The sequence below is a fragment of the Stenotrophomonas sp. YJH_SMC_43 genome (assembly GCF_059372535.1).
This window is the reverse complement of the sequence record NZ_JCAFVQ010000001.1, coordinates 212,257-236,625: the sequence shown is the minus strand read 5'-3', so window position 1 is coordinate 236,625 and position 24,369 is coordinate 212,257. Positions and strand designations below refer to the sequence as shown.

22 protein-coding genes and 1 tRNA gene are annotated in these 24,369 nt (G+C 66.2%); 4 read left to right on the top strand and 19 right to left on the bottom strand.

Annotation, left to right across the window (positions count from 1 at the left end):
* Window positions 1–3: 3 nt before the first annotated feature.
* From nuoH to AC5QAH_RS00980, 12 genes are all read right to left on the bottom strand, one after another.
* Window positions 4–1,098: an NADH-quinone oxidoreductase subunit NuoH gene (nuoH, locus tag AC5QAH_RS01035; protein WP_006381129.1), complete on the bottom strand. Its 1,095-nt coding sequence runs from the start codon at window positions 1,096–1,098 to the stop codon at window positions 4–6.
* Window positions 1,095–3,329, bottom strand: coding sequence for an NADH-quinone oxidoreductase subunit NuoG (gene nuoG / locus AC5QAH_RS01030; protein ID WP_019338576.1), 2,235 nt, complete (start codon window positions 3,327–3,329; stop codon window positions 1,095–1,097). The genes nuoH and nuoG overlap by 4 nt, the downstream gene beginning before the upstream one ends.
* On the bottom strand, window positions 3,326–4,666 hold the full coding sequence (gene nuoF, locus AC5QAH_RS01025) for an NADH-quinone oxidoreductase subunit NuoF (RefSeq protein WP_010486436.1): 1,341 nt from the start codon (window positions 4,664–4,666) through the stop codon (window positions 3,326–3,328). The genes nuoG and nuoF overlap by 4 nt, the downstream gene beginning before the upstream one ends.
* Before the next feature lie 4 nt (window positions 4,667–4,670).
* The gene (gene nuoE / locus AC5QAH_RS01020; protein WP_006381132.1) at window positions 4,671–5,198 is read right to left on the bottom strand and encodes an NADH-quinone oxidoreductase subunit NuoE; all 528 of its coding nucleotides are present in this window, start codon (window positions 5,196–5,198) and stop codon (window positions 4,671–4,673) included.
* A gap of 97 nt (window positions 5,199–5,295) precedes the next feature.
* Entirely contained in the window at window positions 5,296–6,603 is a 1,308-nt protein-coding gene (locus AC5QAH_RS01015) for an NADH-quinone oxidoreductase subunit D (RefSeq protein WP_010486430.1), read from the bottom strand.
* The gene (locus tag AC5QAH_RS01010; protein WP_010486428.1) at window positions 6,600–7,349 is read right to left on the bottom strand and encodes an NADH-quinone oxidoreductase subunit C; all 750 of its coding nucleotides are present in this window, start codon (window positions 7,347–7,349) and stop codon (window positions 6,600–6,602) included. The genes AC5QAH_RS01015 and AC5QAH_RS01010 overlap by 4 nt, the downstream gene beginning before the upstream one ends.
* Window positions 7,350–7,382: 33 nt before the next feature.
* On the bottom strand, window positions 7,383–7,937 hold the full coding sequence (locus AC5QAH_RS01005) for a NuoB/complex I 20 kDa subunit family protein (RefSeq protein WP_005410463.1): 555 nt from the start codon (window positions 7,935–7,937) through the stop codon (window positions 7,383–7,385).
* The gene (locus AC5QAH_RS01000; RefSeq protein ID WP_010486426.1) at window positions 7,928–8,284 is read right to left on the bottom strand and encodes an NADH-quinone oxidoreductase subunit A; all 357 of its coding nucleotides are present in this window, start codon (window positions 8,282–8,284) and stop codon (window positions 7,928–7,930) included. The genes AC5QAH_RS01005 and AC5QAH_RS01000 overlap by 10 nt, the downstream gene beginning before the upstream one ends.
* Before the next feature lie 111 nt (window positions 8,285–8,395).
* Window positions 8,396–8,480, bottom strand: a tRNA-Leu gene (locus AC5QAH_RS00995).
* 51 nt (window positions 8,481–8,531) lie between these two features.
* Entirely contained in the window at window positions 8,532–8,969 is a 438-nt protein-coding gene (gene secG, locus AC5QAH_RS00990; protein ID WP_010486424.1) for a preprotein translocase subunit SecG, read from the bottom strand.
* 31 nt (window positions 8,970–9,000) lie between these two features.
* A complete protein-coding gene (gene tpiA / locus AC5QAH_RS00985) occupies window positions 9,001–9,756 on the bottom strand; it encodes a triose-phosphate isomerase (RefSeq protein WP_010486422.1) in 756 nt (251 codons plus the stop codon).
* A gap of 685 nt (window positions 9,757–10,441) precedes the next feature.
* Window positions 10,442–11,377 (bottom strand): isopenicillin N synthase family dioxygenase, encoded by a 936-nt coding sequence (locus tag AC5QAH_RS00980; RefSeq protein ID WP_010483082.1) that lies wholly within the window; start codon window positions 11,375–11,377, stop codon window positions 10,442–10,444.
* 194 nt (window positions 11,378–11,571) lie between these two features.
* Between AC5QAH_RS00980 and AC5QAH_RS00975 the strand changes: the two genes are divergently transcribed.
* From AC5QAH_RS00975 to AC5QAH_RS00965, 3 genes are read left to right on the top strand one after another with little or no spacing between them, the layout of a single operon-like run.
* The gene (locus AC5QAH_RS00975) at window positions 11,572–13,458 is read left to right on the top strand and encodes a DUF3413 domain-containing protein (RefSeq protein WP_049482133.1); all 1,887 of its coding nucleotides are present in this window, start codon (window positions 11,572–11,574) and stop codon (window positions 13,456–13,458) included.
* 20 nt (window positions 13,459–13,478) lie between these two features.
* Window positions 13,479–14,624, top strand: coding sequence for a glycosyltransferase family 4 protein (locus tag AC5QAH_RS00970; protein WP_029379853.1), 1,146 nt, complete (start codon window positions 13,479–13,481; stop codon window positions 14,622–14,624).
* Window positions 14,617–15,474, top strand: a complete 858-nt coding sequence (locus AC5QAH_RS00965; protein ID WP_010483075.1) for a polysaccharide deacetylase family protein — start codon at window positions 14,617–14,619, stop codon at window positions 15,472–15,474. The genes AC5QAH_RS00970 and AC5QAH_RS00965 overlap by 8 nt, the downstream gene beginning before the upstream one ends.
* Before the next feature lie 78 nt (window positions 15,475–15,552).
* On the opposite strand, the gene glmM is transcribed toward AC5QAH_RS00965, so the two are convergent.
* The 5 genes from glmM to trpB form a co-directional block, all read right to left on the bottom strand.
* Window positions 15,553–16,914 (bottom strand): phosphoglucosamine mutase, encoded by a 1,362-nt coding sequence (glmM, locus tag AC5QAH_RS00960; RefSeq protein WP_392422014.1) that lies wholly within the window; start codon window positions 16,912–16,914, stop codon window positions 15,553–15,555.
* The gene (accD, locus tag AC5QAH_RS00955) at window positions 16,914–17,789 is read right to left on the bottom strand and encodes an acetyl-CoA carboxylase, carboxyltransferase subunit beta (protein WP_005410473.1); all 876 of its coding nucleotides are present in this window, start codon (window positions 17,787–17,789) and stop codon (window positions 16,914–16,916) included. The genes glmM and accD overlap by 1 nt, the downstream gene beginning before the upstream one ends.
* Window positions 17,790–18,004: 215 nt before the next feature.
* The gene (gene trpA / locus AC5QAH_RS00950; RefSeq protein WP_010483070.1) at window positions 18,005–18,814 is read right to left on the bottom strand and encodes a tryptophan synthase subunit alpha; all 810 of its coding nucleotides are present in this window, start codon (window positions 18,812–18,814) and stop codon (window positions 18,005–18,007) included.
* A 1-nt stretch (window position 18,815) separates the two neighbouring features.
* Window positions 18,816–19,493, bottom strand: a complete 678-nt coding sequence (locus AC5QAH_RS00945) for a hypothetical protein (protein WP_043400989.1) — start codon at window positions 19,491–19,493, stop codon at window positions 18,816–18,818.
* Window positions 19,490–20,707, bottom strand: coding sequence for a tryptophan synthase subunit beta (trpB, locus tag AC5QAH_RS00940; RefSeq protein ID WP_010483065.1), 1,218 nt, complete (start codon window positions 20,705–20,707; stop codon window positions 19,490–19,492). The genes AC5QAH_RS00945 and trpB overlap by 4 nt, the downstream gene beginning before the upstream one ends.
* Window positions 20,708–20,803: 96 nt before the next feature.
* On the opposite strand from trpB, the gene AC5QAH_RS00935 reads away from it, so the two are divergent.
* Window positions 20,804–21,691 carry a LysR family transcriptional regulator gene (locus tag AC5QAH_RS00935; RefSeq protein ID WP_019336661.1) on the top strand — a complete coding sequence of 296 codons (888 nt, stop codon included), beginning with the start codon at window positions 20,804–20,806 and terminating at the stop codon, window positions 21,689–21,691.
* Between the two features lie 48 nt (window positions 21,692–21,739).
* Here the strand turns inward: AC5QAH_RS00935 and AC5QAH_RS00930 are convergent, their stop codons facing one another.
* Together AC5QAH_RS00930 and AC5QAH_RS00925 are read right to left on the bottom strand one after the other, a co-directional pair.
* Window positions 21,740–23,596 carry a C40 family peptidase gene (locus AC5QAH_RS00930; protein ID WP_392422011.1) on the bottom strand — a complete coding sequence of 619 codons (1,857 nt, stop codon included), beginning with the start codon at window positions 23,594–23,596 and terminating at the stop codon, window positions 21,740–21,742.
* A 48-nt stretch (window positions 23,597–23,644) separates the two neighbouring features.
* Window positions 23,645–24,322, bottom strand: a complete 678-nt coding sequence (locus tag AC5QAH_RS00925) for a hypothetical protein (RefSeq protein WP_100050617.1) — start codon at window positions 24,320–24,322, stop codon at window positions 23,645–23,647.
* Between the last annotated feature and the right edge of the window lie 47 nt (window positions 24,323–24,369).

The window sequence follows — 24,369 nt, the reverse complement described above, 5'->3', positions numbered from 1 at the left end:
ACTTTAGACGCCCTTTTGAATCACGCCGAAGAACACCATGACGGCGGTAACCGCGATCCACAGAATGGCCAGCGGGATGAAGACCTTCCAACCCAGGCGCATGATCTGGTCGTAGCGGAAGCGCGGGAAGCTGGCACGGAACCAGATGTAGGCACTGGCGAAGAAGAACACCTTGACGAACAGCCACGGTGCACCGCCCTTCCAGATCCAGTCGACCAGCGGCGAGACATCGCCGAAGTTGACCCAGCCCTGGATCGGGCTCAGCCAGCCGCCGAGGAAGAAGATCGAGATCAGGAAGCTGATCAGGATCATGTTCGCGTATTCGGCCAGGAAGAACAGGGCGAAGGCACCGCCGGAGTACTCGACCATGTGGCCGGCGACGATTTCCGACTCGCCTTCCACCACGTCGAACGGCGCGCGGTTGGTTTCAGCCACGCCCGACACCCAGTAGATGACGAACAGCGGGAACAGCGGCAGCAGGAACCAGTCGAAGAAACCGGAATTGCCGGCCTGCGCCATCACGATGTTGCTCAGGTTCAGGCTGCCCGACGCGATCATCACGCCAACCAGGGCGAAGCCCATGGCGATTTCGTAGCTGATCATCTGTGCCGAGGCGCGCATCGCACCCAGGAACGCATACTTCGAGTTGGATGCCCAACCGGCCAGGATGATGCCGTAGATGCCCAGCGAGGTCATCGCCAGCAGATACAGCAGGCCGGCGTTGGCGTTGGACAGCACGATCTGCGAATCGAAGGGCACCACCGACCAGGCCGCGAAGGCCGGCGCCAGGGTGATCAGCGGTGCCAGCAGGTAGATCGCCTTGTTGGCACTGCTCGGCTGGACCACTTCCTTGAACAGCAGCTTGAAGACGTCGGCGAAGGCCTGGAAGATGCCCATGCCCACGTACATCGGGCCGTGGCGGACGTGCATCCAGCCGATCAGCTTGCGTTCCCAGACCACATAGAAGGCCACCGAGATGATCACCGGAACGGTGATCACCAGGATCTTCAGGATGATCCAGATCAGCGCGCCGATGTCACCGAGGCCAAGCAGCCACTGGTGCAGCGGGTCGACCGCGTTCAACAGCAATTCGTTCATGCAGCCACCACCGATACGCGAGCGGCACCCAGCGGCGCGGTCGCGCCGTGGCCCGATTCAATCCAGACCGAACCCGCAGCGACGCGGGCGTCGACCACCACCGGCAGGGTGGCCTTGCCGGCATCGGTGCCGACCTTGGCCATCTGCCCTTCCTGCAGCTGCAGGCGAGCGGCATCTTCAGCGTTCAGCACGATGCGCGGGGCGTTGTTGAGCGGATGCGACTGCAGCGCCGGGGCGCGACGGACCACCGCATCGGTGCGGTAGATCGCGGCGGTCGAAGCCACTTCCAGGCCTTCGCCGGCGACCACAGGCTGCGCCGAAGCGGCAACGGCGACCGAAACCGGGGCCAGGCTGGCACGCAGGCCGGCCAGGTCGGTGAAGTCGAAACCGGCCACGGCCAGCTCGCCGCCCAGGGCGCGCAGCACGCGCCAACCCTCACGGGCCTCGCCCGGCAGCTTGCCGCCGGCACGGGCCAACTGCTCGCGACCATCGAGGTTGGTCAGGGTGGCGTCGATTTCCGGCAGCGCACCGATCGGCAGGATCACGTCGGCGACGTCGCGGGTCGAGGCACAGGCGAACTGACTGAAGGCCACCACCTGGGCACCCACCAGCGCCTTGCGCGCGGCGGGTGCGTCGGCGAAGTCCAGGCCCGGCTCCAGGCCGTACACCACGTAGGCCTGGCGCGGCTGCGCCAGCATGGCGGCCACGTCCTTGCCGGCCGGCAGCACGCCGGCGCGGGTCAGGCCCACGGCATTGGCGCCCTGCGGGATGCGGCACAGCTTGGCACCGGTGGCGGCAGCGAAATCACGCGCAGCGGCGCGGATCGCGGCAGCCTGCGGGTGGTTCTCGGCGATGCCACCGACGATCAGTACGGTGTTGTTGCCGCCCTGCACTGCCGAGCGCAGCTCTGCGTTGGCCAGCGCGTCGACGAACTTCGACGGCGCAACGATCTGCTTGCCGGCGATGCTGAAGGCGAAGTCGAAGTCCACCGGGTTGACGACGTGGATCTTCGCGCCGTTGGTGGTCTGCGCCTTGCGCAGGCGGGCGTGCAGCAGCGGCAGTTCGTGGCGGATGTTGCTGCCCAGAACGACGATGCGGTCGGCGCCTTCGATTTCGGCCAGCGGCAGGCCGAACACTTCGGCGGTGGCGGCGTCGGAGAAATCGCGGTTGTTGATGCGGTGGTCGATGTTGCTCGAGCCCAGGCCCTTGGCCAGGCGGGCCAGCAGCGCACCTTCCTCGTTCGAGGTGGACGGATGCACCAGCACGCCCAGGTTGTCGCCCTGGTTCGTCTTGAGAATCTCGGCGGCCGCGGCCAGGCCTTCGGCCCAGCTCACTTCCTTCCACTCGCCATTGACCTTGCGCAGCGGCTTGACCGCACGGTCTTCGCTGTACAGGCCCTGGTGCGAGTAGCGGTCACGGTCGGACAGCCAGCACTCGTTCACCGCTTCGTTGTCGCGCGGCACGGTGCGCAGCACTTCGCCGCGACGTACGTGCAGGAACAGGTTCGAACCCATCGCGTCGTGGTAGCCCAGCGATTCGCGCGCGGTCAGTTCCCACGGGCGGGCGCGGAACTGGAACACCTTGTTGGTCAGCGCACCGACCGGGCAGACGTCGACGACGTTGCCCGACAACTCGGTGGTCAGCGGCTTGCCGTCGAAGGTACCGATCTGCAGGTTCTCACCGCGGTACATGCCACCCAGTTCGTAGGTACCGGCAACGTCGGCGGTGAAGCGGACGCAGCGGGTGCACTGGATGCAGCGGGTCATCTCGGTGGCGACCAGCGGGCCCATGTCCTCGTCCGGCACCACGCGCTTGCGCTCGTTGAAGCGGCTGACCGAACGGCCATAGCCCAGCGACACGTCCTGCAGCTCGCACTCGCCGCCCTGATCGCAGATCGGGCAGTCCAGGGGGTGGTTGATGAGCAGGAACTCCATCACCGAGCGCTGGAACTTCAGTGCCTTTTCGCTGCGGGTGGCGACCTTCATGCCGTCCATCACCGGGGTAGCGCAGGCCGGCGCCGGCTTCGGCGACTTCTCCACGTCCACCAGGCACATGCGGCAGTTAGCGGCAATCGGCAGCTTCTCGTGGTAGCAGAAGCGCGGAATCGAAATGCCGGCCTTGTCGGCCGCCTGGATGATCATCGAACCCTTGGGCACGACCAGGGACTTGCCATCGATTTCGATGGTCACGTGATCCGGTGGCACGTTCGGGTTTACGGGTTGCGCGCTCATGCGGCGGCTGCCTCCACCTTCTTGCCGTCAACCATCGAATGACCGTTGACGATGTAGTACTCGAATTCGTCCCAGAACTGGCGCAGGAAGCCCTGGATGGGCCATGCAGCCGCTTCACCGAACGCACAGATGGTGTGGCCTTCGATCTGGCCGGCCACCGCCTTCAGCTGGTGCAGGTCTTCCATCGTGGCCTTGCCGGCGACGATGCGCTCCAGCACGCGGTGCATCCAGCCGGTACCTTCACGGCACGGGGTGCACTGGCCACAGGATTCCTTGTGGAAGAACTGGCTGATGCGGCAGGCGAACTTGACGCAGCACACGCTGTCGTCGAGCACCACGATCGCACCCGAACCCAGGCCGGAGCCCAGCGCACGGATGGTGTCGTAGTCCATCGGCAGGTCCTTCAGCTCGGCCGCGGTCAGCACCGGCATCGACACGCCGCCCGGGATCGCGCCCTTCAGGGTGCGGCCCGGACGCAGGCCACCGGCCATTTCCAGCAGATCGTGGAATTTGGTGCCCAGCGGCACTTCGAAGTTGCCGCCGTTCTGAACGCAGCCGGACACCGAGAAGCACTTCGGGCCGCCGTTGGCGGTCAGGCTCAGGCCCTTGAACCACTCCGGTCCGTTGCGGATGATCGCCGGCACCGAACCATAGGTTTCGGTGTTGTTGATCGTCGACGGCTTGCCGTACAGGCCAAAATTGGCCGGGAACGGCGGCTTGTAACGCGGCTGGCCCTTCTTGCCTTCCAGCGATTCCATCAGCGCGGTTTCTTCGCCGCAGATGTAGGCGCCAGCGCCCAGCGCGCCGTAGATGTCGATGTCCACGCCGCTGCCGAGGATGTTCTTGCCCAGCCAGCCGTTCGCATAGGCATCGGCCAAGGCCTGTTCGAAGTGCTCGAACGGCTCATGGTGGAACTCACCGCGCAGGTAGTTGTAGCCCACGGTCGAACCGGTGGCGTAGCAGGCGATCGCCATGCCTTCCACCACCGAATGCGGGTTGTAGCGCAGGATGTCGCGATCCTTGCAGGTGCCCGGCTCGGATTCGTCCGAGTTGCAGAGGATGTACTTCTGCATGTTGCCCTTGGGCATGAAGGACCACTTCAGGCCGGTCGGGAAGCCGGCGCCACCGCGGCCGCGCAGGCCCGAGGCCTTGACCATCTCGATGACCTGCTCCGGCGGGATCTTCTCTTCGAGGATCTTGCGCAGGGCGGCGTAGCCACCGGTCTTCAGGTAGCTTTCGTACGACCACGGGGTGTCGTAATGCAGGGTGGTGTAGACCACCTGGTGCGGCAGCGGCGCGGGGCCGACCGGACCCTTGGATTCGTGGTGATGTGCCATGCCCTTACTCCAGCCCGTCCAGCAGCTCGTCGACCTTTTCCAGGGTCAGACGCTCATGGTAGTGACCGTTGATGACCATCATCGGCGCGCCACCGCAACCGGCCAGGCACTCTTCCTCGCGCTTGAGGTAGACGCGGCCGTCCGGGGTCGATTCACCGTGTTTGATGCCCAGCTTCTTCTCGCAATGGCGGACGATGTCCTCGGCGCCATTGAGCCAGCAGCTGATGTTGGTGCAGATGGCCACGTTGTTGCGGCCCACCTTCTCGGTCTCGAACATCGAGTAGAAGCTGGCGACCTCGTAGGCCCACACCGGCGGCAGATCAAGGTACTTGGCCACGCCGGCGATCAGCTCGTCGGTCAGCCAGCCCTCGTTCTGTTCCTGGGCCGCATGCAGGCCCTGCAGCACGGCAGAGCGCTTGCGGTCCGGCGGGAACTTGGACAGCCAGTGATCGATGTGAGCGCGGGTCTTGTCGCTCAGCACCACCATCGGGTCGACGTCGCGCGCCGCCTCGAAATTACCTGTCGCCTTCATCGGCCGACCTCAGCGAAATGCATAACGTGAAATTCCAGAAACTGCGGCGCCGGCTTGCGCCGGCTGCCTGCAGCGGGCGTTGGCGTGGCGGACGGCATTACCGGTCAACCTCGCCGAACACCAGGTCGTAGGTACCGATCATCGCCACCACGTCGGCCAGCATGTGGCCGCGCACGACCGAATCGATCGAGGACAGGTGGGCGAAGCCCGGTGCGCGCAGGTGCACGCGGAACGGCTTGTTGGCGCCATCGGAGACCAGGTAGCAGCCGAACTCGCCCTTGGGCGCTTCCACTGCCGCATAGGTCTCGCCGGCCGGCACGCAATAGCCTTCACTGAACAGCTTGAAGTGATGGATCAGCGCTTCCATGTCGTCCTTCATGTCCTCGCGCTTGGGCGGAGCGACCTTGAAGTTCTTCACCATCACCGGGCCCGGGTTGGCCTTCAGCCACGCCACGCACTGCTTGATGATGCGGTTGGATTCGCGCATTTCGGCAACGCGGACCAGGTAACGGTCGTAGCAGTCGCCTTCCTTGCCCAGCGGGATGTCGAAATCGACGGCATCGTACTTGGCGTACGGACGCTTCTTGCGCAGGTCCCAGGCAATGCCCGAGCCGCGCAGCATCACGCCGGTCATGCCCCACTGGTGGGCCAGTTCCGGAGTGACCACGCCGATACCGACGGTACGCTGCTTCCAGATGCGGTTGTCGGTCAGCAGGGTTTCGTATTCGTCGATGCGCTTGGGGAACTCGACGGTGAAGTTCTCCAGGAAGTCCAGCAGCGAGCCTTCGCGCGAAGCATTGAGCTGCTTCAGCGCCTTGCCCTTGTGCCAGCGCGATTCCTTGTACTTCGGCATGTGGTCCGGCAGGTCGCGGTAGACACCGCCCGGACGGTAGTACGCCGCGTGCATGCGCGCGCCGGAGACCGCTTCATAGCAGTCCATCAGCTCTTCGCGCTCGCGGAAGGCGTACAGCATCACCGCCATCGCACCCAGGTCGAGCGCGTTGGAGCCCAGCCACATCAGGTGGTTGAGGATGCGGGTGATTTCGTCGTACATGGTGCGGATGTACTGCGCACGCTCCGGCGCCTCGATGCCCATCAGGGTCTCGATCGCGCGCACGTAGGCGTGCTCGTTGCACATCATCGACACGTAATCCAGGCGATCCATGTAGCCGATCGACTGGTTGAACGGCTTGGACTCGGCCAGCTTTTCGGTACCACGGTGCAGCAGGCCCACGTGCGGGTCGGCGCGCATGATGGTTTCGCCGTCCATTTCCAGGATCAGGCGCAGCACACCGTGCGCGGCCGGATGCTGCGGGCCGAAGTTCATGGTGTAGTTGCGGATTTCCTGCCGGCTTTCGGCGGCGTTGCTGGCGAATGCTTCGCCGGCCTGGTGTACGTGGCTCACTTCACTGCCTCCTGCGCGCGCTCACCTTCTGCGGTCTGCAGACGGGCGTCGTCGCGGATCACGCGCGGCACGCCGACGCGCGGCTCCACCGAGGTGACCGGTTCGTAGATCACGCGCTTCTTTTCTTCGTCGTAGCGGACTTCGACATTGCCGATCAACGGGAAGTCCTTGCGGAACGGATGGCCGACGAAACCGTAGTCGGTCAGGATCCGGCGCAGGTCCGGGTGGCCTTCGAAGATCACGCCGTACAGGTCGAACGCTTCGCGCTCGAACCAGTTCAGGCCCGGCCAGATGCTGGTCAGCGAGGACACCACCGGCAGCGCTTCGTCAGGGGCGAAGCACCGCAGGTGCATCATCAGGTTGTGCTGGTACGAGCGCAGCTGGGCGACCACGGCGAAGCGCTGGGTCGGCATGTGCTGCGGGCGGGCACCGTCGGCGCCGTTTTCCTCGGTGGGGAACTCGCCCCACGCGAAGCGGCCCTGGGCCTTGCCTTCGACGCCGCGGCTGAAGCCCTGAGAAGACACGTCGGCGGTGTCCCATTCGTCGGAGCCATAACCAAGGTAGTCGACGCCGCAGAGATCCACGGCCTGTTCGAAACCAAACTCGTCACGCAGCGCCAGGGCGGTGGCGTGCCACTCGGCGGCAGGCACTTCCAGCGTCACTTCGCCGCGGGGTTCGACCACGATGACTTTCGCACCAGCGAAACGTGCGGACAGTCGGTCGATGAAGGATGCTTGCTCTGCCATGGGGGCTTGGCGCGCTCTTGTCAGGTGAAGGGGTCAGCGGGCGATGGTCTGTGTACGCCAGATCTTCTTCTGCAGCTGCAGGATCCCGTACACCAGCGCCTCGGCTGTCGGCGGGCAGCCCGGGACGTAGACGTCCACCGGCACCACGCGATCACAGCCGCGCACCACAGAATAGGAGTAGTGGTAATAGCCGCCACCGTTGGCGCAGCTACCCATCGAGATGACCCACTTCGGGTCCGGCATCTGGTCGTAGACCTTGCGCAGCGCCGGGGCCATCTTGTTGACCAGGGTACCGGCCACGATCATCACGTCGGACTGACGCGGCGACGGGCGGAACACCACGCCGTAGCGGTCAAGGTCCAGGCGCGCGGCGCCGGCGTGCATCATCTCGACCGCGCAGCAGGCCAGACCGAAGGTCATCGGCCACATCGAGCCGGTGCGCGCCCAGTTCAGCAGTGCATCGACGCTGGTGGTGACGAAGCCCTTTTCCAGCAGCGGGTTGTCGCCTTCCGGCCGCAGGATGTCATCAACCCGGCCTTCCGGCGTGGGGTTGTTCATGAGGCCATCGAGAGTCTGAATCACTCCCATTCCAGCGCTCCCTTCTTCCAGACGTAAATGAAACCGAGGAACAGCATGCCGACGAACAGGCCCATGGTGATGAGCGAACGGGCACCCAGCTCCATGAAGACCTGGGTCCACGGCACGATGAAGATGATTTCCAGGTCGAAGACGATGAACTGGATCGCGATCAGGTAGTAGCGCACGTCGAACTTCATGCGCGCGTCTTCGAAGGCCTCGAAGCCGCACTCGTACGGCGACAGCTTTTCCAGATCGGGGCGGCGGGGACCGAGGAATCGACCAACCAGCATCAGCGTAACGCCGATACCGGTGGCAACGATCAGAAACAGCAGAGACGGCAAATATTCGGCCAGCACAGCGATTCTCTCTTGCCTCTGCCGCCGCGCCTGCAGGCGCTTTGGCATGGGGGAGTGGACGGAAATCTGCCTGGCGCCTTGCGCGCCAGACGAACCCGCTTTACTTACAAATGGTGCCCAAGAGGGGACTCGAACCCCTACGACTTGCGTCGCTACCACCTCAAGGTAGTGCGTCTACCAATTCCGCCACCTGGGCAAACGATCACATCAGACTATCTTCCCGATGCGCCGCGTATTGTAACCGGCTTCAGTCTTTCTGGGAGCCTTCCGAAGGCTTTTCTTCACCAGAAACCGAAGATTCCGCCTGAGCCGGCACATTCGCGGCCGGAACCGGGGCGGCCGGGACCGCATCGGCCTTCGGAACGGCCGGCAGCTCGCCCGCCGGAGCCGCCGGAGCGACGGCCGCCGGAGCGGACATCAGGCCCAGATCCTGGTCGGCCGCCGGGCGGCTGCCATGACCGGCATACCAGGCCATGAAGAGGCTGATGCCGAAGAACACGACAGCCAGCCACTTGGTCGATTTGGACAGGAAGTTCGAGGCGCCACGCGCACCGAACACCGTACCCGAGGCACCGGCACCAAAGCCCGAACCCGCCGCCGCACCCGAACCACGCTGCATCAGGATCAGCGCGATCATGGCCACAGCGACCAGCACGTAGACGACATTGAGGATCAACATCAGCATTGGAAACCGCCCTCGGACAAAACTTCTAGGATTAGTTCGCGGCCGCCGCCCTTGCGATGGCCAGGAAGTCCGCGGCCACCAGGGAGGCGCCGCCGACCAGCCCACCATCGACATCCGGCTGCGCGAACAGTTCCCCGGCATTGTCGGGCTTCACGCTACCGCCGTAAACAATGGGCAGTGAATCAGCGATTCTAGCATCGATACGCGCGACTTCGCCACGGATGAACGCGTGCACCTGCTGCGCCTGCTCCTTGGTGGCGGTACGGCCGGTACCGATGGCCCAGACCGGCTCGTAGGCGACCACGGCCTTGGCGAAACCGGCCGCGCCGACCAGCTCCAGCACCGGCGCCAGCTGGCTGGCGATGACCGCTTCAGTCTGCCCGGCCTCGCGCTGTTCCAGGGTCTCGCCCACGCACAGCACCGGCACCAGGCCGGCGTGCTGGGCGGCGGCGAACTTGCGTGCGACCAGCTCGCTGCTTTCATGGTGGTACTGGCGACGCTCGGAATGGCCGACCAGGCCATAGCGGGCCCCGACCTCGACCAGCATGGCCGCGCAGACTTCGCCGGTGTAGGCGCCCTTCTCGTTGCTGCTCACGTCCTGTGCGCCAAAGGCCAGGCCGGCCTCGCCGAAGTCCTCGACCAGCTCCCCCAGGTAGGGCAGCGGCGGCAGGATCACCACGTCCACCCCCTCCAGCGGCAGCCCGGCGGCCACCTGCCCCAGCAGTTCATTGGCGAATTGACGGCTGCCATGCAGCTTCCAGTTTCCGGCGACGATCTTGCGGCGCATGAGCGGGTGGCTCCTGTGTGAAGTCAGCCGGTCATGATACCCGTTGCGGCAAAAATCCGTTTCCTTGTAAGCGGTTACATGGATTTTCAGCCAACGGCGCAGCCCCTCGTGGCGGGGGTTGGGTTGGGTTGGTCGCGGAGAGCCCGGCTAGATCTAGGGTTTGGCCGGGCGGGTGGGACTGCGCAGGGGGCGCTGCAAGTACGTCCATGTAAGCTCGATCGCCGCATCCATGCGGCTCACGCCCCTGCGCAGCCCCACCCGCCCGGCCTTTGACACATTCCGGCGGCTCCGCCCGCCACGGAAAAAAAAGAAGAGCAGGAGCAAAGGCAAAAGCTGCATTCCGGGTTGCTGCCGGCTGGACCAACCCCCTAACCCACTTCGATCTGACAGATCTCATCCACGCATGGCGTGGATCTACCGTGTCGACCAAGGTCGACACCTACCCACCGTCACCGGGAAACCGTCGAAGGCGGGGCGGTGTGGGTTGGCAGGACCGTTGGCGCCACGGATGGCGCCATCGAGCCCCCAGGGACGGGTTTACGGCGTGTCCTGCCAACCCACACCGCCCCGCCCAACCAGCAGAAACCCAGAGCCGCTTTGGCTTTGGGCCTTGGCTTTGGCTTCGGCGGGTGCAGGGCGCAGCCCTGCAAAGAAAAAGGCCGCCTTTCGGCGGCCTCACTTCTCTTTACTTCAGCTTGATCTCGCGCAGGCGTTCCTCGAGGAAGCCGTGGGCGGTGATCGCCTCCGGGTACCGGCTCGGGTTCTCCGGGGTGATGCAGGACGGCAGCACGTCGATCAGGAAGTCCGGGTTCGGGTGCAGGAAGAACGGCACCGAGTAGCGCGGCTGGCGCGCCAGCTCACCCGGAGGATTGACCACACGGTGGATCGTCGACGGATACACGTGGTTGGTCAGGCGCTGCAGCATGTCGCCGATGTTGACCACGATCGTGTCCGCGTCTGACGTAAACGGCACCCACTCGCCCTCATGCGACTGCACTTCCAGGCCCGCGGCGCTGGCACCGACCAGCAGGGTGATGAAGTTGATGTCGCCATGGGCACCGGCACGCACGTTCGGGATGTCGTCGGTGGTGATCGGCGGGTAATGGATCGGGCGCAGGATCGAATTGCCGAAGTTGGTCTTGTCGGCGAAGAAGTCTTCCGGCAGGCCGATGTGCAGGGCCAGCGCCGACAGCACGCGCGAACCCAGATTATCCAGCGCCTGGTACAGCCCGTAACCGCGCTCACGGAAGCCCTCGACCTCGGTCGGCCACAGGTTCGGCGCCATCACGTCACGATACTTGGAGTCGTCGGCGATCTCGCGACCGATGTGCCAGAACTCCTTCAGGTCGAAGTGCTTGGAGCCCTTGGCGGTCTCCACGCCGAAGGGGGTATAGCCGCGGGCGCCGCCGCTGCCGGCCACGTGGTACTTGCGCTTGACCTCCTCCGGCAGGGCAAAGAAGGCCTTGAAGGCATCGTAGGCAGCGTCGATGTCGGCCTGCGGGATGCCGTGGTTGCGGATGCCCGCGAATCCCCATTGGCGGTAGGCCGCGCCCAGCTCGGCCACGAAGGCCTCGCGGTCGCTGTCAAAACGGGTGATGTCGAGGGTGGGGATCTGGCTCACAGCGGTTCCTGGCTTGTCGTTGGGTCTGGGAGGGCCAGCGCATTCATGGCCCACCTGAACATTGTGACAGATCGCCCCGGGGACGCCACTCGATACGAAGAAACAAACCGATACAATGCGCAACCCGCGCGCGGATTAACGATCCCGTCACAACCGGGACTCCCGCCCTGTTCCACCTGCCCCCTCCGTCCTTCATGCGTCCTGCTGCTCCTTCTGCCGACACCTCCCTGCCCTCCGGCCCGGCACGCCATTGGCAACGACTGGCCTGGTGGTCGCTGTTCGTGGCCGGCAACGCATTGCTGGCCATGGCGATCACGCTCGGCAACGTGCCGTTGGCCGACAACCCGGGTGGCAGCGTGGGCCTGGCCTATCTGGCCGTCGCCCTGCCCGGCCACCTGCTGGCCTTCGGCGCCCTTGCCGGCCTGCTGCCTCTGCTGCTGGGCCTGTGGCCGCGCAGCGCACGCACGCTGAGCATCAGCGCCGTGCTGCTGCAGGGCCTGTGGCTGTGCCTGTTGCTGGTTGATGCGAAGGTTTTCACTCTGTATCGGTTCCACCTCAATGCCATGGTCGTGAACATGGTGTTCGGCGGTGCGCTGCAGGACCAGGTCGCGTTGTCGTGGAAAACCTGGCTGCAGGCCGGACTGCTGGTAGCCGCCATCTTCGCTGCCGAAGGCTTGTTGGCCTGGGCCTGCTGGAAGCTGCTGCCTGCCCCGCCGCGCCGCCGCCGGGTCCTGCAGGCCTGGGCCGTGGTTGCACTGCTGATGGCCGGCGGCCAGGTCGCCACGGCCTACTACGATGCCCGCGGCGACCGCGACGTCATCGCGCAGTGGAACTACCTGCCCTGGGCACAGCCGATCACCGCCAAGAGCTTCATGCGCAGGCTCGGGGTCATCAGCGAACAGCAGGCCGGCCTGCCCGACCCGCGCCATGCGCAGCTGCTGTATCCGCTGCACCCCCTGCGCTGCCAGAACCCACACCGGCCGAATGTGCTGATGGTGGTGCTGGAGTCGCTGCGTCAGGACGCCATGACCCCCGAGCTGATGCCCAACACGACGGCACTGGCCCGGACCGCGCGCGTGTACGACCAGCATTTCAGCACCGGCAATGCCACCCGCTACGGCCTGTTCGGCCTGCTCTACGGCCTCCCCGGCGGCTACTGGCAGAGCATGCTGGACGAACAGCGCGGCTCGCAGCTGTTCCAGGTGCTGGGCCAGCAGGGCTACGACCTGCACCTGTACGGCAGTGCACCGCTGTACAGTCCGGAGTTCGATCGCACGGCCTTCGCCGACGTGCGCGACCAGCTGCACCAGGGCCCCTCCGCCCTGACGCCCGACAAGCGTGACGCAGCCATCGTCGCCGCACTGCAGACCGACATCCGCACCAGCCAGGCCGCGCAGCACCCGTGGTTCGGCTTCGTGTTCCTCGACTCCACCCACGCCGGCTACCACCTGCCCACCGGCTACCCGCCGGTGGCCACACCGATGGCCAAGGAGATCGACTTCCTGTCCTTCGGACCGGACCACGACCCGACGCCGGAGCTCAACCGCTACCACACCGCCGTGCACTACGCCGACAGCCTGATCGGCTCGCTGCTGGACGACCTTCGCGCGCAAGGCCTGGCCGACGACACCATCGTGCTGGTCACCGGTGACCATGCCGAAGAGTTCAACGACCTCAAGCTGAACTACTGGGGCCACAACGGCAACTTCTCCGACTACCAGCTGCAGGTGCCGTTCGTGCTGCACTGGCCAGGCCAGGCCAGCGGCCATGAGGCGCGCACCAGTTCGCATGAGGACTGGGTGCCGACGTTGATGCGCCACGCACTGGGCTGCGAGAACGCATTGAGCGACTTCAGTACCGGCCAGGACCTGCTGGCAGCACCCGCCACCGGCAAACGTGCGCTGGTGGTGGAGAGCTGGTCGCAGCGCGCGGTACGCCATGGCGATGCCATCTACGTGTTCGACAAGTTCGGCAACGCTACCGCGCTCGACCGGCACTACCGCCCGCTGCCGCAGCAGGCTCCGGACGCCGCCGCCATCCGCTCCGCATGGGAAGCGCTGACCCGCTTCCGCAACCGCTGATTTTCAAGGGCCGATCCTGCATGAACCGTCCGCTGCGCATCCTGCATACCGAAGCCGCCAAGGGGATGGGCGGGCAGGAGATCTACATCTTCCGGCACATGCAGGTGATGCGCGCGCGTGGCCATGAGGTGTCGTTGCTGTGCCAGCCCGATGCGCGCCTGGCCACACTGGCACGCGACGACGGCTTCACCGTGCATACGTTGCGCATGGGAGGCCTGGCGCGCCTGCTGCGTGGCGTGTGGTCGGTATCGCGACTGGTGCGCCGCGAGCATTACGACGTGGTCAACACCACCAGCCGCCGCGATGCGCTGATCGCCGCCGCCGGTGCACGCCTGGGCGGCACGCCGCTGGTGGTGCGCTCGCGCCATCTGATGAGCCCGGTCAATTCGCTGCTGACCTATACCGGGCTTCCACACCGGGTATTGACCGTCAGCAGCTTCGTCAAGCAGCTGCTGGCCGACCGCGGCATTCCGACCGAACGCATCGGCATCGTGCCGCCGATCGCGGTTCCGCCGCGCTGGAGCGAGATCCGCAAGGCCGATCCCTGGCAGTGCCTGCAGGAGGTGCGCACGCAAGTACGTGCCGAGCTCGGCTTCGGCGAACAGGACATCGTGGTCGGCTGCGTGGCGGTGCTGCGCGAGCCCAAGGGCCACGCCGACCTGCTGCAGGCGATGGTGCCGTTGTGCAAGGCCAACCCGGACCTGCACCTGGTGATCGTCGGCGATGGCCAGGCCGTGACGGAACGACTGCAGGCGATGTGCGCCGAGCACGGGCTGCAGCGCCAGGTGCACCTGCTCGGCTACCGCGATGGAGCCTGCCGGCTGATGGCCGGCTTCGACATCTTCGCACTGGCCTCGCACAAGGAAGCAGCCGGCACCGTGTTCCTGGAAGCGGCTTACGTGGGCGTACCGATCGTGGCCACGCGAGTGGGTGGCGTGCCGGAGATGGTGGTCGATGGCAGCAATGCGATCCTCACCCGTTTGGGTGACAATGCCGCCCTGACAGGTGCATTGCGCCTGCTGGTGGACGACCCGGAACGGCGGCGGCAGATGGGGCGCGCTGGCTGGGACTGGATGCACGGCGCACATCGCTTCACGCCGGACGGCCACGGTGAAGCCACCGAACACTACTACCACCAGTGGCTGAAGGAGCTGGGACATGGCTGATGCGCGAACCGTTCCGGTGCTGATGCACCACCATGTCAGCCCCTCGCCGGGCATGATCACCGTGTCGCCGGAAAACTTCGAAAGCCAGATCGCGTGGCTGGCAGGCAATGGCTGGACCTCACTGACGCTGGACCAGTACGCAGGCTTCCTGGCCGGCAAGCCGGTGCCGCGCAGGTCGATCGTCATCACCTTCGACGATGGCTACCTCGACAACTGGGTGTATGCCCATCCGATCCTGCAGAAGTACGGCATGCATGCGGTGGTGTTCGTGGTCACCGGCTGGATGGGCGAAGGCCCGGAACGTCCGCACGCGGGCATTGCCGGGGCGACGCTGCCGCCGACGCCGGACCATCGTGGCTGCGAAGCCGCGATCTACGAGCAGGACCGCAGTGACGATGTGATGATGCGCTGGAGCGAAGCACGTGCGGCCATCGCCGCCGGCACCTTCGAAGTGCATTGCCACACCCATACCCATACCCGCTGGCTGCGCCGCGACGATCTGGACCGTGCGCAGCGCCGCGCAGGCCTCAGCCGGGATCTGGCGATCTCGCGCGAAGTCCTGCAGGACAAGCTCGGCGACGTGTCCGATACGCTGTGCTGGCCGTACGGTGATTTCGACCAGGATCACATCGAAGTGGCGCGCGAGCAGGGCTTCCGCTACCTGCACACCACCCATCCGTTCGGCCGCAACGTGATCGGCGGCGACCCGGAACGCATCTATCGTTTCGCGATCCGCAACCGGCCGGCCAACTGGCTGCGCAAGCGCATCCGCCTGAGTTACAACCCGCTGATCGCGCCGCTGTTCAATGGGTTCAAGGCACGCCAGAAAAAGATGGTGCCGGGGCCGTAGGCGCGACACAGCCCTGCCCGCAAAAAGAAAACGCCCCGGAATTCCGGGGCGTTTTTCCTGTACCGACGGGCAGGCGCCTCAACTGGCGGCTTCACGCACCGCAGCGGACAAGCGGTCCAGCGTCTGCTGCATCAGCGTGGCGTCATCGGCCTCCACGGTGACCCGCACCACCGGCTCGGTACCGGACGGACGCAGGAACGCGCGGCCACGGCCGGCTACGGCCTGCTGCGCCACAGCCAGCGCGGACTGCACGCGTTCAGACTGCACCGTGGCCTTGGCCGAGACATTGCCCAGGCGCACGTTGACGGTCTTCTGCGGCACCCGTACCAGGCCCTTCAGTGCCTGGCGCAGGGTCTGCCCACTGTTGCGCAGCGCGACCAGCACCTGCAGGGCGCTGACAATGCCATCGCCGGTGGTGGCCCGGTCCAGGCACAGCAAGTGGCCCGAGGCTTCGCCACCGAGTACACCACCGCCCTCGACCAATGCCTGGTGCACGTAGCGGTCACCGACGTTGCTGCGCACGAACGGGATCTGCAGATCGGCGAAGGCCTTCTCCACACCGTAGTTGCTCATCAGCGTGCCGACCACCGGGCCGCGCAGGCGGCCTTCGTCCTTCCAGGCGCGGGCCAGGATGTACAGCAGGTCATCGCCGTCGACCGGGTTGCCCTGGTCGTCGGCCATCAGCACACGGTCGCCATCACCATCGAAGGCGATGCCAAGATCGGCGCGGGTCTCGCGGACCTTGGCCGCCAGGTTGTCGATATGGGTGGAGCCCACGCCGGCGTTGATGTTGACGCCATTGGGCTCGGCCCCGATGCCGATCACTTCGGCACCCAGTTCGCGGAACAGCAGCGGTGCGATCTGGTACGTGGCGCCGTGTGCGCAATCCAGTACCAGGCGCACGCCACGCAGGTCGAACGCGCGCGGCACGCTGGCCTTGCAGAACTCGATGTAGCGGCCGACCGCCTCGCGCGCGCGCGACGCCTTGCCCAGCTTCTCCGATTCGGCGGTGGTGAACGGAATGTCCAGCGCCGCTTCCAGGGCCAGTTCGGTGGCGTCGTCGAGTTTCTCGCCCTGGGCGGAGAAGAACTTGATGCCGTTGTCGTAATGCGGGTTGTGCGAGGCGCTGATGACGATGCCGGCGTCCACACCCAGCGTACGGGTCAGGAATGCCACCGCCGGGGTCGGCATCGGGCCGAGCAGCTGCACGTCGGCACCGGCGGCCACCAGGCCTGCTTCCAGAGCCGCTTCGAACATGTAACCGGAAATGCGGGTGTCCTTGCCGATCACCACGATCGGCCTGCGCCCGTCCTGGCCGCGCTGGGCGACCAGGACACGGCCCAGGGCGTTGCCCAGGCGCAGCACGAAGTCGGCCGAGATCACGCCCTGGCCGACCCGCCCACGGATGCCATCAGTACCGAAGTACTTGCGGCCTCCCATCAAGCCACCTCCGGCGCCGGCTGACGGCCCAGCATCGCCAGCAGATCGGACAGGCGGTCGCGCATCTCGCGGCGGTCGCAGATCTGGTCGATGGCACCGTGCTCCAGCAGGAACTCCGAACGCTGGAAGCCTTCCGGCAGCTTCTCGCGCACGGTCTGCTCGATCACGCGTGGGCCGGCGAAGCCGATCAGCGCCTGCGGTTCGGCGATGTTGATGTCGCCCAGCATTGCGAACGAGGCCGATACGCCACCGGTGGTCGGGTGGGTCAGCACCGAGATGTACGGCAGGCCAGCTTCACGCAGCTTGCCCAGCGCGGCCGAGGTCTTGGCCATCTGCATCAGCGAGAACAGGCCTTCCTGCATGCGCGCGCCGCCACTCTGCGAGAAGCACACATACGGGGCACCGATCTCGACTGCGGTTTCGGCGGCCAGCGCGAAACGCTCCCCCACCACCGAGCCCATCGAGCCGCCCATGAAGGCGAAGTCGAACGACGAGGCCACCAGCGCACGGCCCTTGAGCAGGCCGCGCATGGCGATCAGCGCGTCATATTCGCCGGTGTTCTTCTGCGCGATCTTGATGCGCTCGCTGTACTTCTTCTGGTCCTTGAACTTGAGCAGGTCGGTCGGCCCCAGGCGCGCACCGATCTCGGTGGTGCTGTCGGCGTCGAACAGGGCGGCCAGGCGCGCGCGCGCGCGGATCGCCATGTGGTGGCCGCACTTCGGGCAGACCTCCAGATTCTCTTCCAGTTCCGGACGGTACAACGCGCTGCCGCAGTTGCTGCACTTTTCCCACAGGCCCTCGGGGACACTGCGCTTCTTGCTGGGGGTGTTGTCGGTGCGGATGCCGGACGGCATCAACTTGCTGAGCCAACTCATGCGGGAGGACACTTCCGTTCAGGGCGGCCCAAGGGCCGCAAAGGCGGACAGTCTAGCTCCGCTTTCCCCGCCCGTGCACCCCCTTGCCGGCCACGGGGCAGCCTGAAAAAACCATGCTGGGACGTACGTTTAGGTGCTGGGTCGTGCCGGCCGCTGGCCGGCAGCCCTTGCATGCGAGCCGTCAGGAGGATGCCGGCCAGCGGCCGGCACCACCGTTACGCATCCAGCGCCTGCCGCAGCGGGGCCAGGAAGGCTCCAGCGCGCTGCGCGGCCTCTTCAGCCGAGCCCGCTTCGGCCAGCACCGCCACCAGTGCACTGCCGACCACCACGCCATCGGCCTGGCGCGCCATCGCCGCCGCACTGGCCGCATCCTTGATGCCGAAGCCAGCCACCACCGGTACCGAAGCGCGCGCACGCAGGGCCTGCAGGCGGGCGCTGGCAGCATCACTGTCCAGCCGCTCGGACGCGCCGGTGACACCGGCAAAGCTGACGTAATAGAGATAGCCACGGGCCAGCGCCAGCAGCTTGTCGGCACGTGCCTCGCTGGTGGTCGGCGAGGCCAGCAGCACCAACGCCAGGCCGGCCGCATCGAAAGCCTGCTGCGCTTCACCGGCTTCTTCCGGCGGCAGGTCGACCAGCAGCACTCCATCCACACCGGCCTCCACGGCCGCCTTGGCGAAGGCGGCGTAGCCGTGGATCTCCACCGGGTTCAGGTAGCCCATCAGTACTACCGGCGTCTGCGCGTCACGCTCTCGGAACTGCGCCACGGCCTGCAGCACGTAGCGGCTGCCCGCCCCGCGTGCCAGTGCACGTTCGGAGCTGCGCTGGATGGTCGGGCCATCGGCCATCGGGTCGGAGAACGGCACGCCCAGTTCGATCACATCGGCGCCGGCATCGACCAGTGCATGCATGACCGGCACGGTGGCCTCCAGCGAGGGATCACCGGCAGTGATGAAGGGAATCAGCGCCTTGCGCTGCTGCTCGCGCAGTCGCTGGAAACAGGCATCGAGTCGGGATACAGGCATCTCAGGCACATCCTTCAATCAGTTCAATCGCATCGCTGGTCCCCCAGTACATCCGGGTGACCTTCCCTTCAAACAGTTCCAGGCGGATGCCCAGGTCCGAACCCGGGTCCTGCCAGGTGAGATACTCGCCCTGGTCACCGTCGTAGGCATGCGGGCTGGACACCGGCGGTTTCGGGAACTGGGCCACGGCCTGGGCTCGGGTCATGCCGATGCGCAGGCCGAACGGCCCCGGCTGTTCGACCGGCAGTTCCGGCTCATCGCCCGGCTTAAGATCAAAACGGACCACGCGGTCGTCGTCGGTCATCATCGACACGCCCGGCGGCAGCCCCTTGCCGTCGTAGTACTCGCAGTCGCCTTCGAAGAATTCCTTCGCGCCCTGCGCCTTCCAGGGACCCAGCGCCTTCAGGTCAGTCATGTGCTGGCCAACCAGCACGTCACCGGCATGGTCCAGTGCCACCGAAGCCACCGCAGGCGCGTCATCGCCGCTCGTCCCTTCTTCGGAGGGGGCATCGACAATGGGCGTACGCGCCATCGGGTCAAGATCATCGTTGGCAGCCTGCTGCACAGGCTGCGTGGTGGCCTTGGCGGCCGGTGCCAGCACCGGCGGCTCCGGCGGCTGGCACGCGGCCAACCCCAGTGCCAGCAGCAGCACGCCACTGTTCCGCAGCAGCGCGCTCACAGCACCAGCCCTTCGCGCGCGGCGATGGTATGCACGTCCTTGTCGCCACGGCCGGACAGATTGCAGAGCACGATCTGGTCACGCGGACGCTCACGCGCCAGCTTGATCGCCTGCGCCAGCGCATGGCTGGATTCCAGTGCCGGCAGGATGCCTTCGGTGTGCGCCAGCAGGTGGAAAGCCTGCAGCGCTTCCTCGTCAGTGATGCCGAGGTACCGTGCACGACCGGTATCGGCCAGGAATGCGTGCTCCGGGCCGACGCCCGGGTAGTCCAGGCCGGCCGACACCGAGTGGGTCTCGATGATCTGGCCGTCGTCGTCGCACAGCACATAGGTGCGGTTGCCGTGCAGCACGCCGGGGCGACCCGCCGCGATGGAGGCGGCATGGCGACCGGTGCTGATGCCATCACCGGCAGCTTCGGCGCCGACGATATCGACCTGGCGATCGTTGAGGAAAGCATGGAACAGGCCGATGGCATTGCTGCCACCGCCCACGCAGGCGGTGATCGCATCGGGCAGGCGACCGTATTCGGCCAGCATCTGCTCACGCGCTTCGCGGCCGACGATGGCGTTGAAGTCACGCACCATGCGCGGGTACGGATCGGGGCCGGCCACGGTGCCGATGATGTAGAAGGTGTCCTGCACGTTGGTCACCCAGTCGCGCATCGCTTCGTTGAGCGCGTCCTTCAGGGTGGCCGAGCCGGAAGTGACCGGTACCACCGTCGCGCCCAGCAGCTTCATGCGGTAGACGTTGATCTTCTGCCGCTCGATGTCGGTGGCGCCCATGTACACCACGCATTCCAGGCCCAGGCGCGCGGCAACCGTGGCACTGGCCACGCCATGCTGGCCGGCACCGGTCTCGGCAATGATGCGCTTCTTGCCCATGCGCGCGGCCAGCAGCGCCTGGCCGATGGTGTTGTTGATCTTGTGCGCGCCGGTGTGGTTCAGGTCCTCGCGCTTGAGCAGGATCTGCGCGCCGCCGACGTGATCGCTCAGGCGCTGGGCGTGATAGATCGGGCTCGGCCGGCCCACATAATGCGCCAGGTCGCGGTCATAGGCCGCCTGGAATTCGGGGTCCTGGCGGGCCTGGTCATAGGCCTGGGCCAGTTCCTGCAGCGGGCCGACCAGGGTTTCGGCAACGAAGCTGCCGCCGTAGCGGCCGAAGTGGCCCTGGGCATCCGGGAAGGCGTGGTAGTCGGCAATGGGGGAGGCAGACATGGATACGACCGGTGGTTCAGACAGGTGGATACTCTAGCGCACGGGTCGTGACCGGAAAATGGATATTATCTGGCGCATATCGTCAGGAAATCTCACATGAGCCGTTCCCTGCTTCCGCCGCTCAATGCACTGCGCGCGTTCGAGGCCACCGCACGCCTCGGTGGCGTGGGCCGCGCCGCACAGGACCTGCACGTCACCCACGGTGCGGTCAGTCGGCAACTGAAGCTGCTGGAGGATCACCTGGGCCTGGCACTGTTCCAGCGTGCCGGCCGCGGGCTGCGCCTGACAGCGGCTGGCACCCGCCTGCAGGCGGCGTGCAGCGAGGCCTTCGGCGGGATCGAGGACTGCGTGCGCGAACTGCGCCGGCCAGCGGCCTCCCCAGCACTGGTACTGGGCTGCAGCGGCAGCGTACTGGCGCGCTGGATGATTCCGCGCCTGCCCGTGCTGCAGGCCGCCCTGCCCGGCGTGCGCCTGCAGTGGTCGGCGCTGGATGGCAGCTTCACCGAAGCACAGGCGGCGCTGGACGCCGTGCTGCTGCTGGCGCAGGGTCCGTGGCCACGGGGCTGGCAGGTCCGCGAGCTGGCACCGGAGCGGGTGGGCGTGGTGGTGGCCCCGTCACATCCGGCGGCGCAGCGCCTGCGGCAGGCACCGCCCTCGGCACTGCTGCAGGAAACAGTGCTGCACACCAGCTCGCGGCCACAGGCGTGGCCGGCATGGGCGCAGGCACATCGCCTGGACCCAGCAAAGCTGCAGCTGGGCACCGCTTTCGAACATCTCTATTACCTGCTGGAAGCAGCAGTCGCCGGGCTGGGCCCGGCGATCGCGCCCGAGCCGCTGGTAGCCGAAGATCTGGCAGCAGGCCGGCTGGTCGCACCGTGGGGGTTTGCCGCCACCGGCGGCTTCTGGGTGCTGGCGCGGCCGGATGGCCCGGCCGATGCACGGGTGGACGCCCTGGCCGAGTGGGCAGCAGCGCAACTGCGATGAGACGAGGCCCCGGGCGGCATTCACCTCCCGGAGCCGGCAACGCAGGCCTCAGCGACCGCCCATCGAGACCCGCTGCTGCTCCTCATGCACCTGCTGCTGGTGCGAGGGATCTGCCAGCAGCTTGGCACTGGTCTGCTCCAGCGACGGCGGCGCCTGGGCCAGATCGACAGCGGTGCGGAAGCCCGGCGTCGTGCCCATCACGAACGCCTTGCCATCCTGCACCGTGATGCTCTGCAGCTTGTCGGCCGCGTCGATACCGTTCTGCTTTGCATGCAGGGTGATATTGGCCGCAGCCTCTTCGGAAAACACGCTGGGAAGCTTGCTGCGGACGGCGTTGTGCAGTGCGTGGTCCGGATGCGATGCATCGTTCAGCGACGGCCCCTTCGGCGCAGCCGCTGCAGGTTCATGGCCCTGCGCACGGCCCGCCGCCAGTGCGGCAGTGGTCTGGCGACCGACAATTCCATCGGCCGCCAGCCCCTGCTGCTTCTGGAACGCGATCACCGCTTCGCGGGTGTGGTCACCGAAACGGCCATCCTCCGACAACCGATGGCCCTGCGCATCACGCACGCCGAGCTGATTGAGGGTCTGCTGCAACGCCTGCACGTCGGTGCCACGCTGCCCCTGCTTCATCACCTCGCTGGCCGCAGGGTGTGATGCAGCCGGCTGCACGGTGGCGCCAGGCCGGGACAGCGCAGGTTCGCCATTGCCATGCAGCGGCGCGCGCACCTGGAATTCCGGCTTCGGTGTCAGCGCACCAACGATGCGGGTGCTTCCGCCATCCCAGTACCCGCCCGGCCGGATGGTGACTTCGGCCGGCCCCGTGCTTCCCTGCGAACCGATGAACTGGATGTTTCCCTGCGCGTCGTAGCCTTTGAAAATACCGACATGCTGGCCCTGCGACGAGGAGAACATCAGGATGTCGCCCTGCTTCAGCGATCCGTTCGGCTTGCGTGCTTCGGCAGCCGAGGTCACGTCGAAATGCTCGCGTGCGTAAGCGGTCGTGTTCGCGCCATTGAACAGCGTCGAGGTAGTGAACCCTGCGGCGTTCTCGCCACGCACGTCGTAACCCGCGTTCTTCAGGCCACGCCATACGAATGCCGAGCAATCCACGCCCAAGCGTCCGTCACCATCGAGATCACGCTCCAGCCGGCTGCTGTCGCGACCGGGACGCGGATGGTCGGGGCGCCCGTATTCGTACTGGCGGCCCGAGGCCATGAAATGCTGATAGGCCTCGTTGTAGAGCGCGGCACTGCCGACTGCAGCCGCGGCCTGGCCCGCCGCGGGCGCAGCTGCCGAAGGCGTCTGTACCTGCGTTTGGGCCTGGGCCTGCACGGGCGTGGCCGCCAGTGTGCGCGTGGGTGGCTGCTGCGTGGCAACCTCACCCGGCTGCCAGCCCTCGAAACGGCGAATGCCGTCGGCCAGCACTTCACGCTCGCGCACGCTCATCTGGCCGACGGTCTTCGAACGCAGATCGACACCCTGGCGATCGCCTTCGGCATAGATGGTGGCCGCCTGCTCCTTGTGGTGGGTGGTGCCGCTGTAATCCTTCGTGGAGTAGCTCGACAGCATTTCCTCCACGGTCTTGTCGCCGAACCGGCGTTCGAGCAGCTGGATCTTCGCCACCCGGCCCGCTTCATAGCTTTCGAAGACCGCGTTGCCCCATTGGTCGAGATCGACCACGCCCTTGTAGCGCCCCTGCGCCGATTCCAGCGCCTGCTCGCGGGTACGCGGATTGGTCACCGTCTTGTCCGCGCTGCCGGCGAATTCAAACTTGAGATTGCCAGGATTGTTGTTGCGCCACGAGACGCTGCCACCTGATCGTTCGATGACACTGCCATCGTCCATTTCCAGCGTGCGCGTGGTACCTACGCTGCTGACCAGCCGGGTGATTTTTGGATCCGACATGAGCTGTTCCTTTGCCAGTGGTTGATTGGACCGCTCCCCTGGCGGTGATTACATTCCGTTGGAAAACACGTCGAGCACGTCCGCACTGACCCAGCCCTGTGCGCAGTTCCCGGCGTAACGTCCCGGCGCCGCCGCATGGCAGGCCTCGCCCCCTGTGCTGGCCAAGCCAGTGATCGGCCTGTCGCCATAGGTGTCACACAACGTGTTGCCCTTGCACTTGCCGACCGTCGCGGCGGGAACCGCAACGACGTAATAGAACAGGGGATTCTGTCCGGTGCGCCCGATGCCCTGCACGCAGACCAGCTGCCCCTTCGACAGCTTCGCGGTCACGCTGGCCTTGCTGCCGGTGGATGGCACCGCATTCAACGTTTCCACGCCTTTGGCGTCGGCTACGCCGGCGAAGAAACCCTTGTCGCCACAGTCCGGCGACAGTTCAACATCGTAGAAATCGCCGCTGTCCACATCACCGGCCGTGCAGCCGCTGCCCGTACTGGCGTTGCTGCATTTCACGCCACTGGCCTGGATCAGCGCAGCCAGGCCGTCGGCAGCCGGAGCCGTGGCCGGCGCTGCGGCAGGTGCGGCCGCCGGTGCTGCAGCGGCCGGTGCCGACGCTGTCGGGACGGATGAGTCACCGGCCGCACATGCGCCCAAGGCGAGCAGCAGGCCGGGCACGAGCGTCAGGCGGGCCAGGCGGAGACGGTGGGAAGAAAGATGGGGCATATCCATTGCGTCCTCGTTCGAAAGGTAGGGCACATCTCATGGGTGCGGCCAGC

Excerpts from the sequence above, each read along its gene's own strand:
- nuoH (WP_006381129.1), bottom strand. The coding sequence starts at position 1,098 with ATGAACGAATTGCTGTTGAACGCGGTCGACCCGCTGCACCAGTGGCTG.
- nuoG (WP_019338576.1), bottom strand. The coding sequence starts at position 3,329 with ATGAGCGCGCAACCCGTAAACCCGAACGTGCCACCGGATCACGTGACC.
- nuoF (WP_010486436.1), bottom strand. The coding sequence starts at position 4,666 with ATGGCACATCACCACGAATCCAAGGGTCCGGTCGGCCCCGCGCCGCTG.
- nuoE (WP_006381132.1), bottom strand. The coding sequence starts at position 5,198 with ATGAAGGCGACAGGTAATTTCGAGGCGGCGCGCGACGTCGACCCGATG.
- AC5QAH_RS01010 (WP_010486428.1), bottom strand. The coding sequence starts at position 7,349 with ATGGCAGAGCAAGCATCCTTCATCGACCGACTGTCCGCACGTTTCGCT.
- AC5QAH_RS01005 (WP_005410463.1), bottom strand. The coding sequence starts at position 7,937 with ATGGGAGTGATTCAGACTCTCGATGGCCTCATGAACAACCCCACGCCG.
- secG (WP_010486424.1), bottom strand. The coding sequence starts at position 8,969 with ATGCTGATGTTGATCCTCAATGTCGTCTACGTGCTGGTCGCTGTGGCC.
- tpiA (WP_010486422.1), bottom strand. The coding sequence starts at position 9,756 with ATGCGCCGCAAGATCGTCGCCGGAAACTGGAAGCTGCATGGCAGCCGT.
- AC5QAH_RS00975 (WP_049482133.1), top strand. The coding sequence starts at position 11,572 with ATGCGTCCTGCTGCTCCTTCTGCCGACACCTCCCTGCCCTCCGGCCCG.
- AC5QAH_RS00970 (WP_029379853.1), top strand. The coding sequence starts at position 13,479 with ATGAACCGTCCGCTGCGCATCCTGCATACCGAAGCCGCCAAGGGGATG.
- AC5QAH_RS00965 (WP_010483075.1), top strand. The coding sequence starts at position 14,617 with ATGGCTGATGCGCGAACCGTTCCGGTGCTGATGCACCACCATGTCAGC.
- glmM (WP_392422014.1), bottom strand. The coding sequence starts at position 16,914 with ATGGGAGGCCGCAAGTACTTCGGTACTGATGGCATCCGTGGGCGGGTC.
- accD (WP_005410473.1), bottom strand. The coding sequence starts at position 17,789 with ATGAGTTGGCTCAGCAAGTTGATGCCGTCCGGCATCCGCACCGACAAC.
- trpA (WP_010483070.1), bottom strand. The coding sequence starts at position 18,814 with ATGCCTGTATCCCGACTCGATGCCTGTTTCCAGCGACTGCGCGAGCAG.
- trpB (WP_010483065.1), bottom strand. The coding sequence starts at position 20,707 with ATGTCTGCCTCCCCCATTGCCGACTACCACGCCTTCCCGGATGCCCAG.
- AC5QAH_RS00935 (WP_019336661.1), top strand. The coding sequence starts at position 20,804 with ATGAGCCGTTCCCTGCTTCCGCCGCTCAATGCACTGCGCGCGTTCGAG.
- AC5QAH_RS00930 (WP_392422011.1), bottom strand. The coding sequence starts at position 23,596 with ATGTCGGATCCAAAAATCACCCGGCTGGTCAGCAGCGTAGGTACCACG.
- AC5QAH_RS00925 (WP_100050617.1), bottom strand. The coding sequence starts at position 24,322 with ATGGATATGCCCCATCTTTCTTCCCACCGTCTCCGCCTGGCCCGCCTG.